The sequence below is a fragment of the Alkalicoccus halolimnae genome (assembly GCF_008014775.2).
Classification (GTDB): domain Bacteria; phylum Bacillota; class Bacilli; order Bacillales; family Salisediminibacteriaceae; genus Alkalicoccus; species Alkalicoccus halolimnae.
Genome location: NZ_CP144914.1, coordinates 3351858 through 3369796, shown reverse-complemented (window position 1 = coordinate 3369796; position 17939 = coordinate 3351858). Strand labels below are relative to the sequence as shown.

The following is a 17939-nucleotide window of genomic DNA, read 5'->3' as shown; positions in this document are numbered from 1 at the left end:
CAAAAACCGTCATGACGCTTTATGTTTTTTTTCTGATCGAGGAATTTAGTAAGAAAAGACCTATTCTGCCTCATAATTAGAGAAAAATGGTCTGGGAGGTTTATTTATTTCTTCTGTTCCGTTATAATAAAACAAGCGATATAACGGTAACTACTAGAGAGAAAAGAAAGGGTGTACGCACGTGACTGAGGATCGTATTCTCCGAACAGCATCGGAAGTTTCCGAGATGCTGCAGCTGCAGGAATCTACATTGAGAAAGTATTGCATAGCTCTGGAAGAAGCAGGACATAAATTCATGAAGAACAAGCGGGGGCACCGGTCTTTTTCAAACGATGATATTACTATTATTCAGCGTTTTATATCCGCAAAAGAATCTCCCGCTATGACGCTTAAAAAGGCAGCTTTCGCTGTCGTATCAGTACATAGCGACAATGGCGTAACGGACAGCGTTCCGGAGACTGTCTCCCGGAGCGAGAGCAGTGAGCTGAGCTACACGATGCAGGAATGGAAACAGATGTTTCTGCAGCAGCAGCAGCTGACGACTCAGCTTCTTGAAAAGCTTGAAGAGCAGAAAGAAGTAGAACAGCGGCGCATGGAGCATGAACAGGAGCTGATGGCACTTCTGCGCGAAGCAAAAGAAGACCGCGCTCTGCCCGCGGCAGCCCAGGAGGAAACAAAGCCGGAAGAAACCGCCTCCGATCTGGAAGAAACGGAAGCACAGAACGAAGAGCCGGACGAGCAGGAAGAAGCAGACACCGGTGAGAATGCGACCAAAGAGGAGAGCGGCGCGGAAGTGAACGTCGAAGAACAAAAGGAAGAAGAGCCTGTCATGTATGCAGCTTCCGAAGAAACCGGATCGGAAGAAAACAAACAGCCGTACGAAGAAAAGAAACCATGGTGGATGTTCTGGAAATAATGTGAAAGCCTGTTCCGCAGAAGCGGAGCAGGCTTTTTTGATACCTGAAAGGCGGCTGGAAAGCACGAACTATTCGAAAGGCTCTGTTAGAGTTCCGTGTTGTTATTGGAGTGCCTGCGGCTCTTTTTTCTTCGCTTGCCGCGGAGAAAGCCTTCAGCTCTCCCTCCCTTGCGTCCGGGAGGATCTTCCCGCTTTCTTTTTCCGCAGGCGTCTTGAAAAATCGCCTTGCCTCTGGTTTTTACCTTGATACCTTCTTGATTCAACCAGCAGGCTTTCTGTATGGGAGAATTAAAACGAAGCGGAAACCGGCGGACGCCAGTGGAAGAAGGAGATTGGAAGATCCCGCAGGGCGTAAGCCTGAGGAAGCTGGAAATCTCCTCCACGGCAAGCCTGCCGGGTTGAAGCGAAGTTTTCTTATATATGTCAACAAACAGAATGCTTTAACAGATCTATTCGAAAAAAGCACTTCTCAGATAAAGGGTATTTATATCTATACACAAATATTACACACTTGTTAAACAAATTACTGGCACTTCCCTGCATAATATGTTTAAAATAATAGATAGTCCCAATGAATGAAGGGGGTTAAGCTATGACAAATGTAAAAACGAAACATCGTATTGTGCTTGTATGCTGTGAGGAAGATTACGTCGAGTCCTTTCGACACATTAAAGCATCCAAAAACGTACACTATGAATTACTAACGGAAAAAGCCAAGGACGATTATGCCGCAACATTTGACACCTTGTTCGTATTCAGCAGCGATCCCGCTGCGCTGATTCAGGAAGAAGAAAAACGTGACCACGTGACAGACTGGACGAAGAAAAAAATTGTGTTTATTACGCCGGAAAAAAACATGCCGGATGCGATGCAGGTTCTCAATCTGCCGGTGGCCGGACTCATCTCCTGCGAAAAGTTCCTTCGGTATGCAGAAAGAGCCATGGAAACCATTGCGGAATATCCTTTCCTGCTCAGCCCGGACTTGAATTACAAAGTTGTAGAAAAGCTGACCGAAGAAAAAATGCGGCAGAAGCCGATCGATCGCTTTCTCGTGCAAAAGGAGAGAGTGGATGCCCCGCTCCGTAAATCGGAAGTGGCCATTCTGCAGCTGCTGCTGGACGGAAAAAGTACCGTACAGATAGCGGAGGAACTGTTTTATTCTCCGAAGACCGTCAAGCGTTATGTGAGTAATCTGATCAGCGTTATGGGAGAAAAAGACCGAACCGGTGTCGTCGTCAGTGCAATCCGGCGCGGCTGGGTGCAGAGTGAAAAGGTCTGAGCCAAACCTCTTAACCCGTAACAGCAGAACAAAACAGAACGAGCCCGCCGCCAATGCGTGACGGGCTCGTTCTGTTTTAACCTGAAAGAAGATGTTTTTTTCCTGAAAGAAAGTATGACCGCCTTTTCCGTTTCACCATACTTTCGATGAACCATAACAAAAAAGGCAGGTGGGGGGATGGCCCTTCACCTGCCTTTTCCTGTCGTAACGGATCAGCTCTCTTCGTCATCTCTTGAAGCGAGGTCGGGTTCCTCGTCAAGATTCAGGTGGCTGCGGAACTCCTGGCTTACTCTTTCGCGTTCCTCATCTGAAACAACCAGATACCAGACGTCATCGATCGTTTCACCTTCTCCTACGATTTCCAGCGTTTGCTGCTCATGCCGGGCGGATGCGTAATTCTGCTGCAGCTTGCGCATCTTGTCAAATTCCATATTCGTTTGGATATTTTCGCTCAATACCTCCAGAATTTCCTCGACGCGGGTCACAGACCGGAAGCTGGCTCCTTCATTAATAATCTGATTTACAATCTGACGCTGGCGCGCATTACGGCCGATATCTCCGCGGGGATCCTCGTCCCGCATCCTGGCATATGCAAGAGCTTCTTCTCCGTTAAGCTCCACTTCGCCTTCCTCAAAAGTAAACTCATTCTGATCAAACGCAAACGAATTCTCCACCGTTATTCCTCCGAGGGCGTCAATCATACCCTGGAATCCGTTCATATTGGCGGTAATAAAATAATCAATCGGGATATCGAGGAAATCTTCAACAGATTCAATAGCCCCGTCTGGACCGGCGTAAGCATGAACGTGATTGATTTTTTCCATATCGTCCTGGCCTGGAATGTCGATCCGCAGATCTCTTGGAAGGCTGAGCATACGGATCGATTCGTCGGCAGGGTTCACCGTTACGACGATAATCGTATCCGTCCTTCCGGCAACTTCCCCCTCCTCATCCACTCCGAGCAGCAGGAAAGAAACCGGTTCGGAATTGTCCATATCCACTTCGGCTGACCTCGTTTCCGGTTTGTCGCGTGCAAGCTGTACCTGCATATCGGAATTTACCGTCTCTTCCACGGACTGATAAAGATAGACGGCGTATGCTCCTGCGGCGAGGAGCATCACCGTGAAAATACCACCAGTTATATAGATCAATTTTTTAAAACTTATTCTGCGCTGTCGTTTCTTCTGTCTTTGATAGTCACTGCGATTCATGGTGGCGCCCCCGTTCCGGTGTATTATTATTTAGTATAGGTGGTGGAGACTGGATAAGCAATAAACAGATATTAGGAAAACGGTTTAGTAGGATTCTGCAGTAAAAATAGTAAAAAAGACTCAGGTAATAATGGCTCATTTAATTCCGGACTCGTTAAACCGCTGTTCTGCCTGAAGGTACACTCCGGGAGGACGAAGGATAAACATACGTTTCTGTTTCGGTACGGACTGCCGTTCTCTGCAGCAGCTTTTACTACTCTTTTACCCGCTGTCCCAGGTGCGAAACACCGCTTTATCCCGCCGTCCCTCGAAAAATGTTAGTCGGAAGGCGGAAGATCCCGCACGACGCAATCCCCCCCGGAGAGCTCCTCTACGGCGGAGCTGAAGCGAAGTTTGCCTATCGTACAACGCGCTTCACAAAAGTAACTTTTCCTGCAAATCGTCGACTGTTATTAGAAGAAACTGTTTCGGACGGGCGGAAAAAAGGTATAAAGACCCTGTGGGGAAGTCAAATATAAGCTACATAATACGCGAGGGATATGTTACAGTAAAAAGAGTTTTTGAAAGTTTTCCGGAGTTTTCGAAATGAAATGAATTGAAGAGATTGATCCATACAAAAAGGCAGTCGGTAAGGGAGGGAACCTTACCCTGCTTTTCATTCACAGCGCCTGCCATTTGTGAAAAAGGAAACCGCGGAAAGTGAAATTTACGAAGGAGGAACGACGACGTTGAAATATCAATTAAGAGTGGCCGTGCTGATTATTATCGATTCCCTGATTGTCATGCTGTCGATCTTCATAGGAAACTGGCTGCTTGCTCCTACGGCAGAGCTCATGACGACACCACTGATTGCGACGTCTTTTGCGCTCGTTATCAGCCACCATATCTTTGCTTATGTGTTCAAACTTTATAAGCGCGTCTGGCAGTATGCAAGTACGAGGGAATTAAGTGCAATCTTCCTCGCGGTAACGTTTTCGATTATTGTCGTAGCAATTTTCCAATTAACAGTCTTTCAGGCTTTATACACGAGAACGCTTTGTGTGACCTGGATGCTTCACATTCTTTTAATAGGAGCTTCCCGTTTTTCCTGGAGACTTTACCGTGATATGAAATTTCAGGTCGACCATTCGAAAAAACGCACCCTCATCATCGGCGCTGGAAACGGGGGGACACTGGTGGCACGGCAGCTTCTGGACAGCCAGATGTCGGAGCTGCGTCCCGTGGCGTTTATTGACGAAGATCCGGCCAAACAGAAACTGCAGATTATGGGCGTACCCGTAATTGGATATGAAAAAGATTTGACCTCGATCGTTAGAGATAAAGCGATCGAGCACATCATTATTGCCATTCCCTCCCTTTCCAAACAGGATCTGAACAACATTTTTGAAAAGTGTTCAGAAACGGGCGTGCGTACCCAGATCATGCCTTCTCTCGAAGACATCATGTCCGGGAGAGTCAATGTTAACGAAATACGCGACGTTCAGGTGGAAGACCTTCTCGGCCGCGATCCTGTCGAGCTGGACACGAAGACAATCGGGGAAAAACTGACGAACAAAAAAGTTCTCGTTACCGGTGCCGGCGGGTCAATCGGATCCGAAATCTGCAGGCAGGTCGCGCGTTTCTCCCCGAGAAAAATGATCCTCGTCGGTCACGGGGAAAACAGTATCTATGCTATAGAAATGGAAATGAAAGCGAAGTTTCCGAATATAGAAGTAGTGCCGGAAATTGCCGATGTACAGGACAAAGAACGTATGGTGCAGATCATGTTTGATACGAAGCCGGATGTTATTTACCATGCAGCAGCTCATAAACACGTGCCGCTTATGGAAAGAAATCCATATGAAGCGATTAAAAACAATGTGATCGGAACAAAAAACGTAGCGGAAGCGGCCGATATGGCCAACGTTTCAAACTTTGTAATGATCTCCACAGATAAAGCCGTTAACCCGACGAGTGCGATGGGAGCCTCGAAACGAATTGCGGAAATGGTCGTTCAGCACATGAACCGCGTCAGCCGTACTAACTTTGTAGCTGTCCGCTTCGGCAACGTGTTGGGAAGCCGCGGCAGCGTCATCCCGCTTTTCAAACAGCAGATCGCTGCAGGCGGCCCTGTGACGGTGACGCACCCCGATATGACGCGCTACTTCATGACGATTCCGGAAGCTTCGCGGCTCGTTCTTCAGGCCGGTGCGATCGCAGAAGGCGGAGAAACGTTCGTACTCGATATGGGCGAACCGGTCAAAATTACCGACCTGGCGAAAAATCTTATCCGGCTTTCCGGGTTCAGCGAATTGGATATTCCGATTAAATATACAGGCATGCGCCCCGGAGAAAAGCTCTATGAGGAACTCCTCGGAGAAAATGAAGTACACCAGGAGCAGATTTATCCGATGATTTACCGCGGCAAGACTCCGCTCGTAAATATTCAAGTCGTCTCCGACCTGATCAGGGAAAGCCCTGAGCTTGACCCGGATGAATTGAGAGAAAGAATGCTCGACCTCGCTCATTTCCGCGTCAAACATCTGATTGAGGCGGAGGATAAAAACGTCGTCAGTCCTCTAAGAAAAGCATAGAAAGGGTGAAAAAACATGTACGATAAACTCAAAAGAGCGGTCGATCTCTGGCTGTCCGGCGCAGGGATGCTCATCCTGGCACCAGCTTTTATAGCTCTTGTTATCGCCATTAAACTGGACTCCAAAGGACCTATCTTTTTCAAGCAGAAGCGCGTCGGTCTTCATAAAAAGCATTTCAATATCTTGAAATTCCGTACGATGCGTATCGATACACCGAAGGACATGCCGACCCATTTATTAAAAGGTCCGGATCAGTACATTACAAAAGTAGGGAAGTTTCTCCGTAAAACCTCCCTCGATGAACTTCCGCAGATCTTCAATATTTTCAGAGGAGACATGAGCATTGTCGGACCGCGTCCGGCCCTTTGGAATCAATATGATTTAATAGAAGAGAGAGAGAAATACAAAGCTAATGACGTCATGCCGGGACTCACCGGCTGGGCTCAGATCAACGGGCGCGACGAACTGCCGATTGATATAAAATCCCAGCTCGACGGAGAATACGTGAAAAAACGCGGCATAAGAATGGACGTGAAATGCTTTATCGGCACATTTGTCAGCGTGCTGAAAAGCGAAGGCGTCGTGGAAGGCGAAATCAAGCAGCAGGAGCGCGAGAAGGAGTCTTCCAGCCTATGAAAAAAATTCTAATAACGGGCCGGAGCGGCTACATTGCCGGAAAGCTCGAAAAGTGGCTCAACATGCATTCCGACTATCAAATAGAAATGATCAGCCTCCGGGACGAAAGCTGGAAAGAGATGACCTTCGACAACTATGACACGGTCGTTCATCTCGCCGGCATTGCGCATGTTTCGACAGATCCGGACATGGAAGACGAGTATTACCGCGTCAATCGGGATCTGACGGTTGAAATTGCGGAAAAAGCAAAACAGAGCGGCGTTTCCCAATTTATCTTTATGAGCAGCATTATCGTCTACGGAAATGCAGGGAAGGCAGCGACAGTGATCGATGAGAAAACCGAAACCAGTCCCGACAATTTTTACGGACACAGCAAGCTCCAGGCAGAAAAAAGCATTGCTCCTCTGCAGGACAAGCAGTTCCGGATCGCCGTGATCCGTCCGCCGATGATTTACGGACAAGGGTCAAAAGGGAACTATCCGAAGCTTGCCCAGGCAGCCGTGAAGCTGCCTCTTTTCCCGGATTTTCCGAACGAACGGAGTATGCTTCATATCGACAACTTAACGGAATTTCTCAGGCTGCTTATCAAAAATGGCGATGCCGGCCTTTATTTCCCGCAGAATCAGGAATATGTGCAGACGAGCCGGATGGTAAAAGCCATTTCGGACGTTCACGGAAGTAAAATGAAGCTCGTTCCGTGGTTTAATCCGCTCATCAAACGGACTCTGACGAAAGTTGGTATTATGAACAAAGTGTTCGGCACCCTGATTTACGATCAGCGCTTAAGTACCTATAAAGAGTCATATCAGATCCGCAGCTTTACAGAGTCAATAGAACAGACGGAAAAAGGCTGAACGGAAAAAAGAAAAGTTCTCCTGCATGTCTACAGGTGAACTGAAGGATGATTATATGTTTTATTACTTTTTATACGCTATATGGGCAGGATTTTCGCAGGTAACAACAAGAGCTGCGTTTCAGACAGAAAAGCACGCCAAAATCTTTCTGGGTGCCATCTTTCTGCTTTATATCGGGCTGATTTTCGCCACGCCGTTCACCTCCGATACCGTCCGCTACCTGCAGTATTTAAACAGCATCAGCACCGAAAGCTTATTCGGGGCCATCTCCGGTGTCCGCTGGGAACCTGGTTTCGTCGTTTATCAGTGGCTCATATCCGTTTTTACCACGTCTCCCATTATTTTCATCGGCCTTACCATTTCCATCATGTGGGTCATGCTCGTTACCGCTCTGCGAAAAGTGGCGGTGTGGCATTTTATTCCACTGATCATGTTCGGCTACTTCAGCTTTTTTATTTACTTCAACATTACAACAAACATTATCCGCCAGGGTTTTACCGTTCATCTCCTTTTGTTTATGATCATTTATTTATGGAAAAATGATTATAAAAAAGCGATTGTATTTTTTCTGGCTGCGGTAACCTTCCATACATCCGCCTTAATAGCAGGAGTATTATTTGTCATTAAAAAATTCAACATTCAGCTGAAATACATAATAGCCGTGACCGCCCTCAGTGCGCTGGTGATGGTGACGGGACTGAACACGCTGTTTCTCGAATTTGCCGGATCCTTTCTCGGTGGAGGGATTGGAGACCGCCTCTTGAGATATTCCTCCGAGGCGATTCTGGAAAGGTACGACGGCGAAATCAATCGTCTCGACTTCCTTGTCTTCACGTTAGCATGGGCAGGATGGGGTTTATGGTTCCTGTCCCGGCATTTAAAAGACGACCTGTTTTACCACTGGCTCGTGAAATCCTATTTAATGCTCAGCAGCATTTTTATGGTTTTAGGTTTTATCGCCTATTCCGACCGCATTGCGCTTTATGCATGGTTTTTAATTCCGCTTCTCCTGTTTTACCCGGTCACGAAAATGCCCGGTCCCGAAAAAAACAAATACGTCATTGGCGGCATCATCATATGCGCAGGAATGTTCTTTGTTTTCGAAGTATGGGAGTATTTTCAAAGGTTATGGTTTATAATATAAAAGCATTGAAGGGAACAAGCGATTTTGAGAAAGCAGATGACGGCAGCAGGCTTCAAAAATATGCACAGCCCTTCCATGGAGGTGGTCCAGATTGGATATTATGTTTATCGTTGACAACAATCTAGAAACGGTTGGAGGCGAACAGGAATCCACAAAAATAATTGTATCGAATATGAAAAAGCACCATCGTGTCGGTGTCATCCAGCCGGGTCCGGCTATAGACGATAAGCAGACGGCTTATTTTGAGCTCACGGAACAAACGAGGCTCAAGCACTTGATCAAAAAGCCGCTTCAGTTTTTAAGCTACATCAACAAAGTAAGAAAGCTAGTAAACAAACAGAAGCCGGCCGTGATCCATTCCCAGGCCCAGGTCAGTTTCTTTATCGTTTCCCTGCTGAAGTTTTTGAAGATGATCCCGAAAAGTACGACGCTCGTGCATACGGAAAGAGGCCTGTATTCCAAATACAGCTTTCCGATCAAGCTGATCTTTTTCTTTTTCATGAGGCAGCTCGACGTGCTTGTCACGACAACGAACCACAACAATGAGCTGTGGGAAAAAGGCCTGAGCAGATTTTCATACAGCAAAAACCTCACCTTCCGGGTCATTGAAAATACCGCAGGAGAACTGTTTGAAAAAGCGAGCCAGGAAACCGAATTGGAAAACGCAGCAGCAGACACCATCAAAGTTGGCTTCGTCGGACGCTACTGCGATTGGAAAAACTGGCCTTTAGCAGAAGAAGTCGTCCAGAACTTAAAAGAACGTTTTTCCGGCGACGTTGTTGTTTTCATGGCGGTCGGATGTTTAGACGAAAAATCGGAGAAAGAGACGAACCAGATGTTTGAAAGAATGACGAAAACGTTTGGCGAAAACTTTACCGGTATCATCAATGCGCCGCTTTCTGAAATGAGCAGCCTGTATCATAAAGTCGATTACTATATCTTAACGTCCAATCCGGGGACCGAGTCGTTCGGCAGAACTCTCGTCGAAGCGATGTCAAAAAACACGATCGTGCTTACGACCCCGGCAGGAGGAGCGGAAGAAGTTGTCGGCAAACAGGCAAATGTCTGTCATACAGCAGAGGAATTTACAGATACGATTCTTGCTTATCATGAAAATGCAGAAGAAGAAATTCTTGAAAAGCAGCGCGGATTATCGAGAGTACAGACGACCTACTCCACGTACAACAACGTTTCGAAACACCGTTCGCTCTATCAGGAAGAGCTTGCGGCAACCACAGTTCATGAAGGGTGATACCATTGGCGGAAATGTCATTAATATGCACAGTGAAAAACGGCGGGGAGCTTTTCCAAAAAACGCTCGACTCCATCGCCGCCCAGACAGACAAAAATTTTGAAATTGTTTTTGTAAACGATGGTTCCACAGATCAGACAGGAGAAAGAATCGAACAATTTATTGCCGCAACGAAACAGCGTGCGGTCGTCATCACAACCACGGGAATCGGCAGGGGAAAAGCGCTTAACGCCGCTGTCCAAAAAGCAGGCGGGACCCACCTGATGGTTATCGATGCGGATGACCCGATCCACCCGCGCAAAGTCGAACTGCAGGCAGCAGCGGCAGAACTGCCTTACGCCGTTATAGCGGCGAAAGAAATTACGATTCTAAATGACGAAGATCCCCAATGGGACGAGATAACAGAAACAGCGGAAGTCAAAGATATTACGGAAAGAATTCTCATTAAAAATCCTGTCATTCACAGCACGACGATCATCAGCAAAGAGGATTTACTTGCGGTCGGCGGGTACGATGAAACGAGAAAGTCCCAGTTCGACTATGAGCTCTGGCTGAGATTTGTCGTAAACGGATACCGTCTCGCAGAACTGCCTTATTATTTAACAGCCAAGAGAATCCACGATGAGCAGTCTTTCGAAAAAGGCAAAAGAATTCCTTTTCTTTACAGCACTTTTTCACTGCAATGGAAGTATCTGCGCTTAAACCGTTCTCCGGTACACCATTACGCCTATCCGGCAGCAAAGTTTGCTTACGGCCTTCTTCCGCGCAGCTTCCGCATGGCCCGGCGCCAGCAGAAGCAGGAGCGGGAGAAACAGGCGTAGTGCACTTGTCCGTGCGGGCACGTTTTCCGGGCCCCTCGTTAAACAAAGAAGCGTCATGACGGTGTACCGCTGTGACGCTTCTGCCGCCCTTCGGCATCGTTCATCAAACATAATCTTTAGCAGACAATGGAGTGGGATAAGATGGCCAGTGTAAGTAAGAAAAAAGTCGTTACCGGAGTAAAGTGGACCGCTCTGAATACGTTGATCAATGCCATAGTACAGCCGGTCTACCGTATCTTTCTGGCTATCCTTCTCCTACCCGGAGAGTTTGCCTACATCGCGGTAGTCATGCTGATTGTCGGCTTCGCAAGACTGCTCAACAACATGGGGCTTGGGGAGGCGATCGTTCAGCGGGACGATATTTCGAGCAGGCAGGTTTCCTCGGTATTCTTTTTCAATTTCCTTATTACCGTCATCCTTTCTGCTCTTTTATATTTTCTCAGTCCGCTCATCGCCGATTATTACACGCTGCCGGATTTAACTACATACATTAATATCCTGATTATTACCGTATTTTTCTACGGAGTTACGAGTGTATTCCGCTTTTATCTGCAGCGGGAATTTCAGTTTAAATTTATCGCTGTAAGTCAGATCGTAAAAAACCTCATCGACCTGGCCGTCGGACTGACGCTCGTCCTTCTCGGATTCGGTGTTTTAGGATTTGTGATCGGTCTGACAGCAGCTTCAGCCATTAACGGCCTGCTCATGCTTTACGGGGCGGTGAGGATTACGAAGCTGCCGCTTCATCTTCGTATGAGCTGGGCTGACGTAGCCCCGTTGCTTGAATTCAGCATTTACGTGTCGGCCAAAAAAGCGCTCACGTATGTGACGCACCGGGTCGATGAGATTGTCATCGGTGGTACGCTTTCTCCCGAGGTTCTTGGTGCCTACTTCCTCGGTAAAGATATGCTCCTTAATCTGCAGACGGTGCTGACAATGGCCTATTCCCAGATTCTGCTGCCGCTCTTCTCGAGATTAAAGCACGACACGCAAAAGTTGAAAGAAACCTATTACCAGATTAATTACTATATTGCGTTAATCACGATTCCGATGTTCGTCGGCATTTCACTGACAGCCCATCTATGGGTCCTTGCCATATTCGGCCAGGAGTGGGAGAGAAGTATTATCGTCTTCCAGGTGCTGCCGATCGCCATGATCTTCCTGACACTGACGGCGAACGTTTCCACTTCGCTGCTGTATTCGCTGAACCAGCCGAAAATCGTCCTGAAAATCGACGTGGCAGCGACGGCCGTTTATCTCGGTATTCTGTATTTCGTCAGCGACCTGACGATGGCAGCGATACTCTTCATCTATTCCGGCTACCTGATTGCGAAAACGATTGTAATTCAGCTCTTTGTCAGCAAGTATTTAAATAAAAACCTGCTTAAATACTTTTTCGACTTTTACCGGATTCTCCTGTCCGTCGCCGTAATGGGAGCCGTATTCCTGGCTGTGGAGCTGACTGTGGACATCTCAGGAAATCTCTGGATTGTCATTCCATTCATCCTCGTCCTCGGAATGGTCTACGCCCTGTCCGAACTGATCATCGACAGGAAACAGACACGGAAGTTAATAAAAACTTTCTTAAAGAAATAGACTGTTAAAGGTTTGTTATTAAAGAGAGACTTCACTGCCGGCATACCGCGGAGAAGACCGCTGGATGAACTTGTGTCCTGTGGTATCTTCCGACTTCCTTCTCCGCGGCACGGTTATTGCTTTGTTTTTGTGAATGACAGTAAAAACGAATTACCTTAAAGCGGTAAATGATTGAAACAAAAAACGGCGACAGACAGTCTTTAACAGCTCCACCTGATACTCATAAAAAAATAGGAGGAATGACAGTGAAATATATTATGATCACCGGTGCGCAGATGAACAACAAAGGCGCCCAGGCCATGCTCTTTACTACCATCAACGAACTATCCAAAACCTTTCCGGAGCACAAATTCATCATGCTCAGCGACGCAAAACTGGAAGATAAAGAAAAGCAGTACCAGTTCGACATTATGCAGGTGAACAAAAAAAGCAAACTGCACTTCGCCGGCGGATTTTTCCGCGCGTTAAGTAAAGGAGTCGGCGGCAAACTGAAGGACCAGGAGCAGCTTGATGAAACATTAAAACAAACCGACCTGCTCGTCGATGTAAGCGGCTTTGCACTCAGTTCCAAATTCAGCTTCAAAGGCTGCATCAATTATCTCGCCAACATCAGCATGGCCAAGTCCTACAATATCCGCACCTTTCTTATGCCGCAGTCCTTCGGTCCGTTTGACTATAAACCGGCCCAGGGCCTCATCATAAAAAGGCTCATGAAAAAGCTTCTCCCTTACGCAGAAATCATCTATGCAAGAGAAAAGCAGGGGTATGAACTGATAAAGCAGTATTCTCCGAAAAACTTAACATCGTCCCTCGATCTCGTGCTGCAGGGAGGCAAATACGACCTCTCCAAAATCTTTACAGGCACGTATGAACCGGTAAAGCTGGATGTAAAGCCGAGTTCTGTGGCGGTTGTTCCAAACGTAAAAACGATTGAACACAGTTCCAAGGAAAAAGTACTGAATGTCTATAAGACGGTCGTCCGTGACATTGTTTCCAAACAGAAAAACGTTTATTTAATTGCTCATTCGTTTGAAGACATCGCCCTCTGTAAAGACATTAAATCGTTATTCCCGGACGAGGACAACGTCATTTTAATAGAAGAAGAATACAACAGCATCGATTTTCTGGATATTCTTTCTAAATTTGAGATGGTCGTTGCTTCGCGCTACCATGCGACCGTCCATTCCCTGAAAATCGGCGTTCCTGTTATCGTTCTCGGCTGGGCCGTGAAGTATAACGAGCTGCTGAAGTACTTTGATATGGAAGAGTTTGCGTTCCGTTTCGACGAAAATATCGACGTTATCCAGCTGAACGAAAAGTTCGATAAAATGCTGGACAACCGGGAGGAGGTCTCCGCCCGGATCCAGCTGAAAGCAGCCGAAGTGAAAAAGAACACGATTTTTTCTGACATAAAACCCAAATAAAAATCAAGGCTGCTTCAAAGATACTTTGGAGCAGCCTATTTTTAAGAAGAATACCTTGAAACTAAAGTATAGAAGCATTAAACGGGCGCTTTCGTTTCCATGGAGGAGCTAATCCCCCCCCCTGCGGTCGCGTGCGGTGTGACCCGTCCTTCCTCGCCCCATGTCCTCTGCAGCTTACGGTAAAAAAGACAGAGCAGCATCTGCCCTCTAATGAAGAAACCCCCTTCTTGAACATCAGTGATTCCACCCGCATAAAGGGGAGACTCCATTCCCTATAGAAGGCTATTTACATCCGTCATGGTGCGGTGATCCTGCATGCGTGTCTCTGTTAAAGCTCCGTGTGGTTTTTGGAGTACCTGCCGAGTTGAAGCGGAGTTTTCTGCATGTATCAGCCCCAGGCTTTAACAAAGCTTAAAAAATCACCCCAGCCAGCGGGATCTCCCTGAAAAGGGTCTCTTTATTCATAAAGTAATATTTTACATTTACGATTCGGCTTTCCTCAATTTGTATGTTATACTTTCTTTGTGAGTAAATTCTTATAAGAATGGATTTATTTTCCTTATAAATTCTCGCTGAAACGATCTTTAACATTGGAAGACGGATTTCACCGGATATCCGCCTCTCATTCGGGCTGTACGAGTGATTCACCTTATAGAACGGCGCTTCTATTTTCGCTTATTCAGTAAACCATCTGGAATTTTTTGTTGAAAAAGATTGTTAAATCCCATAAAATTTAGTAGTATTGGTTAGTATCCATTATTAGTGAAGTTTATTTATGGAATGCGTCTGGAAAGGATAGACGAAAGCCGGACGGGAAGAAGCATGCGATGTTTCAGAGGCCGGCTCATTCACAATGGCAGGAATGTTCAACAGAGAGAAATTAACAGCAGGAGATCTTTTTTGTAACAAAGTTTGTATCATCTATACAGGCTTTTTATACAAAGATTGGCGTGTTTGTCACGTCGTCTTTACTACAATTTGAAACGGAGGAATATTATGAAATATTTTACTTATTTGATGGTGGCTCTAGCTATGCTTTTTACAGCAGTTATGCCAGCATCCGCGCAAAACCAGTTTCCTGATGTTGATGAAGATAATCAATACGGATACTGTGAAATTATCACCCTGACATCTGAAGGTGTTATCCAGGGTTATCCTGATGGGACTTTCCAGCCGGATGCCGACGTAAAACGGGCAGATTCGGCAATCATGTTCAACCGTGCTCTTGATCTCGAAGCGGGCGACAATAACCCATTCAGTGATGTGAACGAAGGCAGTTATTTCTATAACGATGTCCTTGCCACTCACAAACAGGGAATTTTCCAGGGCAATCCTCAGGGACTCTTTCTTCCAAACACGGAACTGACTCGTGAGCAGATGGCTACGCTCATCATCCGTGCATTTGAACTTCCTGAAGCTCAAGAAGAAGCTCCGTTTTCGGACAGAGACAATGCAAACTCTTCTCATATAAAAGATGTTGATGCGTTGTTTGAATCTGGCATCACGGTAGGACGGCCGGACGGATCATTTGATCCAAAAGATTCCGTTACCCGTCAGGAATTCGCAATTTTCCTTACCCGCGCACTTTACCAGGGTGGATATATTGAAGAAAACTGTCTCGACGATGCGGATGCACCATCTGAAGTGACTTCTGCTTCTGTATTTATGAGCAGCGGCACTGACGTAGAAGGTGTTGTCGGAGAAGACGCAGACAAGCGCCGTCAGACTGTAGATTTCGATATGACAGACTTTTCCGATGATACGGTCTTCACAGGCGGAGAAATCAGTGTAACGAAAGACAGCACGATTTATATGCTTGACATGCCTTATGCACACCCGGATATTCCAAAGCAGGAAAACCTTACAGAAGGCGTCAATGACCTGACTGTAGCGGAAGTTCTTGCAAGAGAAGAAGTTTCCCTTGCAATGCTTAAAGACGCATTCCCGGACGGACTCAGCCTTCTTGGTCTTCTGATTGATGAAAAAGGCCAGGCAACAGAAGTTAACGTAAATTTTAACTATTAATTAAGACACCTGGAAAAGAAGGAGTTTTCGGAATGAAGAAAATCATCTCTATCGGCGTCATCGCAGCAGTATGTGCGGGGGCCGTTATCTTCAGCCAGATCGCCTGGAGTGAGCGGGTCGAAGAAACGGCTGAAACCGCTGGTGAAACCCGCCCCGCAGACGAGATGACAGCGGAAGATAACGGTACAGACTCCGATGGTGAAGCAAATTCATCCGAAAACGGAGGAAGCAGCTCCAGTAATACGGAAACCAACAGCAGCTCTCCCGGTTCCGGCAGCAGTGCCGGCAGTCGAGGAGAGTCTTCCTCTGTCAATGAAGAAAATGCGGCAGACGGGCCGGCCGGCAGTGAACTGGACGAGCAGGAAATTCTTGATACGTACTTTGAGCAGTACGAGACGATGCAGGCGCAGGAAACAGAGCGTCTCGAACAGATTCTCGCCAATGCAGAAACGGATTATCAGCGCGTGCAGAGCGGCGATCTGGACCGCCCTGCCAATGACGTACAGGCCGATTACATCCAGCGGGTCAACGTTCTGGAAGAAGAAGCCGACCAGCGCTTTAATGACCTGCATAACCAAGTCCGCACAGCATTGGAAGAAAACGGCTATGACCCCGATAAAGCAGAAGAATTTGAACTCCTCTACGAAACACAAAAAGAAACCCGCCGTTTAGAAGCTGTGCACAGAATTTTTGACCAATAATTCCGCGGAGAAAATTACACCGATGACGGAGGGCATTATGGAAGAAACCATTAGTCTCAAAGAAATATTCGAAACGCTGAAAAAGCGGATCGTGATGATCATCGTTATAACGCTGATAGCTGTCTCAGCAGCCGGCGTCATCAGCTACAATGTTTTAACACCGAAATACGAAGCCACCACCCAGGTTCTTGTCAGCCAGGCAGCGACCGGCGCGTCGATTCTTTCGGCCGCAAATCCGTTTGAGTCCGATTCCTCCTATATTGATACATATAACGTGATTCTACAGAGTCCTTATATTCTCGATCAGGTGAATGATGCTGTAGGAATGGAAGCGGATCCGCAGCTTACGGTTAATCAGGAAGGGGAATCGCAGGTCGTGACGATCCGGATTGAAGACACCGATCCAGGCAGAGCAGTAGAAACAGCCAACGTCACAGCCGAAGTATTCCAGAGAGAAATTGCCACCCTGTTGAACATTGACAACATACATATTCTTGCACCGGCGAACGTGAGCGACGCAGAAGCTCCCGTAAGCCCCAATCCAGTACTTAATATGGCAATTGCTTTTGTTGTGGGACTGATGGCTTCCGTCGGTCTGGCGTTCCTGCTGGAATTCCTGAATAATACGATCCGTTCCGAATCAGACATTGAGAAAACACTCGGGCTGCCGGTACTCGGCGCCGTGAGCATCATTGACGACGAGACGGATACGCTCGATGAGGAAGAGATCAATGAACAGCCACCGGAAAGGAGAGAGCGCATTGGTTCTTAAATTATTCCGCAAAAAGAAGAGCGATAAGCTCTCGGAAAAGCAGCGCAGCCTAATTGCCCACTTCCGTCCTAAATCCCCGGTCGCTGAGCAGTACCGGACGATTCGGACGAACATGCAGTACGCGACTCTCGATCCTGTACGCTTAATTATGGTCACTTCCACGGCTCCTGGAGAAGGAAAGTCGACGACTGCGGCGAACGTGGCGACGATGCTTTCCCAGCAGGACAAGCGGGTGCTGCTCATTGATGCAGACATGCGCCGCCCGAGCACGCACTATACGTTCGGGGTCGATAACACGAAAGGTCTTACGACGATGCTCATTCAGCAGACGCCGATGGAAAGAGTCGTTCAGAAGACGACCGTCCCGTACCTCGATCTTTTAACCGCAGGTCCGATTCCTCCGAAACCGTCCGAGCTTCTCGGCTCCGACCGGATGGATGCCCTGCTCGAAGAAGCGAAGCTTACGTACGATTATGTCGTCATGGATACGCCTCCTCTCCTTGCCGTAACGGATGCGCAGGTGCTCGCGACGAAAAGTGACGGGATTGTGCTCGTCACGAGCAGCGGCTCGACGAAATATGACGATGCTATCAAAGCTAAAGAACTGCTCGTCAACGTCGGCGCAAACATCCTTGGGGTCGTTTTAAACAAAAAGGAAAAGAAACAGGGCTCCTACTATTACTATTACGGAGACCGCTAAAAGAAAGACACCTTATTTCATAGGAAAAAGCGTTA

16 protein-coding genes are annotated in these 17939 nt (G+C 47.1%); 15 read left to right on the top strand and 1 reads right to left on the bottom strand.

What is annotated here, in order from left to right:
- The first annotated feature begins 181 nt into the window (after positions 1–181).
- The 3 genes from FTX54_RS15380 to FTX54_RS15370 all read left to right on the top strand — a co-directional run bounded on the left by FTX54_RS15380 (position 182) and on the right by FTX54_RS15370 (position 2195).
- Positions 182–916, top strand: coding sequence for a hypothetical protein (locus tag FTX54_RS15380; RefSeq protein WP_147802779.1), 735 nt, complete (start codon positions 182–184; stop codon positions 914–916).
- A 279-nt stretch (positions 917–1195) separates the two neighbouring features.
- Entirely contained in the window at positions 1196–1318 is a 123-nt protein-coding gene (locus tag FTX54_RS15375) for a hypothetical protein (RefSeq protein WP_281285208.1), read from the top strand.
- Positions 1319–1508: 190 nt separating this feature from the next.
- Positions 1509–2195, top strand: coding sequence for a response regulator transcription factor (locus FTX54_RS15370; protein WP_147802780.1), 687 nt, complete (start codon positions 1509–1511; stop codon positions 2193–2195).
- A 212-nt stretch (positions 2196–2407) separates the two neighbouring features.
- Here FTX54_RS15370 and FTX54_RS15365 read toward each other — a convergent pair whose 3' ends face one another.
- Positions 2408–3406 carry an LCP family protein gene (locus FTX54_RS15365; RefSeq protein WP_147802781.1) on the bottom strand — a complete coding sequence of 333 codons (999 nt, stop codon included), beginning with the start codon at positions 3404–3406 and terminating at the stop codon, positions 2408–2410.
- A gap of 728 nt (positions 3407–4134) precedes the next feature.
- Between FTX54_RS15365 and FTX54_RS15360 the strand changes: the two genes are divergently transcribed.
- From FTX54_RS15360 to FTX54_RS15305, 12 genes are all read left to right on the top strand, one after another.
- Entirely contained in the window at positions 4135–5979 is a 1845-nt protein-coding gene (locus FTX54_RS15360) for a nucleoside-diphosphate sugar epimerase/dehydratase (protein WP_147802831.1), read from the top strand.
- Between the two features lie 15 nt (positions 5980–5994).
- Positions 5995–6615: a sugar transferase gene (locus FTX54_RS15355; protein WP_147802782.1), complete on the top strand. Its 621-nt coding sequence runs from the start codon at positions 5995–5997 to the stop codon at positions 6613–6615.
- Entirely contained in the window at positions 6516–7469 is a 954-nt protein-coding gene (locus FTX54_RS15350; protein ID WP_147802783.1) for an NAD-dependent epimerase/dehydratase family protein, read from the top strand. The genes FTX54_RS15355 and FTX54_RS15350 overlap by 100 nt, the downstream gene beginning before the upstream one ends.
- 25 nt (positions 7470–7494) lie before the next feature.
- Positions 7495–8613 (top strand): EpsG family protein, encoded by a 1119-nt coding sequence (locus FTX54_RS15345; RefSeq protein WP_147802784.1) that lies wholly within the window; start codon positions 7495–7497, stop codon positions 8611–8613.
- Between the two features lie 100 nt (positions 8614–8713).
- Positions 8714–9865 (top strand): glycosyltransferase family 4 protein, encoded by a 1152-nt coding sequence (locus tag FTX54_RS15340; RefSeq protein WP_147802832.1) that lies wholly within the window; start codon positions 8714–8716, stop codon positions 9863–9865.
- A 14-nt stretch (positions 9866–9879) separates the two neighbouring features.
- Entirely contained in the window at positions 9880–10686 is an 807-nt protein-coding gene (locus FTX54_RS15335; RefSeq protein WP_246125564.1) for a glycosyltransferase family 2 protein, read from the top strand.
- Positions 10687–10827: 141 nt separating this feature from the next.
- The gene (locus FTX54_RS15330; protein WP_187254465.1) at positions 10828–12282 is read left to right on the top strand and encodes a lipopolysaccharide biosynthesis protein; all 1455 of its coding nucleotides are present in this window, start codon (positions 10828–10830) and stop codon (positions 12280–12282) included.
- A 245-nt stretch (positions 12283–12527) separates the two neighbouring features.
- A complete protein-coding gene (locus tag FTX54_RS15325; protein WP_187254466.1) occupies positions 12528–13706 on the top strand; it encodes a polysaccharide pyruvyl transferase family protein in 1179 nt (392 codons plus the stop codon).
- Positions 13707–14702: 996 nt separating this feature from the next.
- Complete coding sequence (locus FTX54_RS15320; RefSeq protein WP_147802788.1) at positions 14703–15731, top strand: S-layer homology domain-containing protein; 1029 nt, start codon at positions 14703–14705, stop codon at positions 15729–15731.
- Positions 15732–15763: 32 nt separating this feature from the next.
- Entirely contained in the window at positions 15764–16432 is a 669-nt protein-coding gene (locus FTX54_RS15315) for a hypothetical protein (RefSeq protein ID WP_147802789.1), read from the top strand.
- A 37-nt stretch (positions 16433–16469) separates the two neighbouring features.
- Positions 16470–17204 (top strand): YveK family protein, encoded by a 735-nt coding sequence (locus tag FTX54_RS15310; protein WP_147802790.1) that lies wholly within the window; start codon positions 16470–16472, stop codon positions 17202–17204.
- Positions 17194–17904, top strand: a complete 711-nt coding sequence (locus FTX54_RS15305) for a CpsD/CapB family tyrosine-protein kinase (protein ID WP_281285209.1) — start codon at positions 17194–17196, stop codon at positions 17902–17904. The genes FTX54_RS15310 and FTX54_RS15305 overlap by 11 nt, the downstream gene beginning before the upstream one ends.
- Positions 17905–17939: the final 35 nt, after the last annotated feature.

Excerpts from the sequence above, each read along its gene's own strand:
- FTX54_RS15375 (WP_281285208.1), top strand. The coding sequence starts at position 1,196 with ATGGGAGAATTAAAACGAAGCGGAAACCGGCGGACGCCAGTGGAAGAA.
- FTX54_RS15370 (WP_147802780.1), top strand. The coding sequence starts at position 1,509 with ATGACAAATGTAAAAACGAAACATCGTATTGTGCTTGTATGCTGTGAG.
- FTX54_RS15365 (WP_147802781.1), bottom strand. The coding sequence starts at position 3,406 with ATGAATCGCAGTGACTATCAAAGACAGAAGAAACGACAGCGCAGAATA.
- FTX54_RS15355 (WP_147802782.1), top strand. The coding sequence starts at position 5,995 with ATGTACGATAAACTCAAAAGAGCGGTCGATCTCTGGCTGTCCGGCGCA.
- FTX54_RS15350 (WP_147802783.1), top strand. The coding sequence starts at position 6,516 with ATGCTTTATCGGCACATTTGTCAGCGTGCTGAAAAGCGAAGGCGTCGT.
- FTX54_RS15345 (WP_147802784.1), top strand. The coding sequence starts at position 7,495 with ATGTCTACAGGTGAACTGAAGGATGATTATATGTTTTATTACTTTTTA.
- FTX54_RS15340 (WP_147802832.1), top strand. The coding sequence starts at position 8,714 with ATGTTTATCGTTGACAACAATCTAGAAACGGTTGGAGGCGAACAGGAA.
- FTX54_RS15335 (WP_246125564.1), top strand. The coding sequence starts at position 9,880 with ATGTCATTAATATGCACAGTGAAAAACGGCGGGGAGCTTTTCCAAAAA.
- FTX54_RS15330 (WP_187254465.1), top strand. The coding sequence starts at position 10,828 with ATGGCCAGTGTAAGTAAGAAAAAAGTCGTTACCGGAGTAAAGTGGACC.
- FTX54_RS15320 (WP_147802788.1), top strand. The coding sequence starts at position 14,703 with ATGAAATATTTTACTTATTTGATGGTGGCTCTAGCTATGCTTTTTACA.
- FTX54_RS15315 (WP_147802789.1), top strand. The coding sequence starts at position 15,764 with ATGAAGAAAATCATCTCTATCGGCGTCATCGCAGCAGTATGTGCGGGG.
- FTX54_RS15310 (WP_147802790.1), top strand. The coding sequence starts at position 16,470 with ATGGAAGAAACCATTAGTCTCAAAGAAATATTCGAAACGCTGAAAAAG.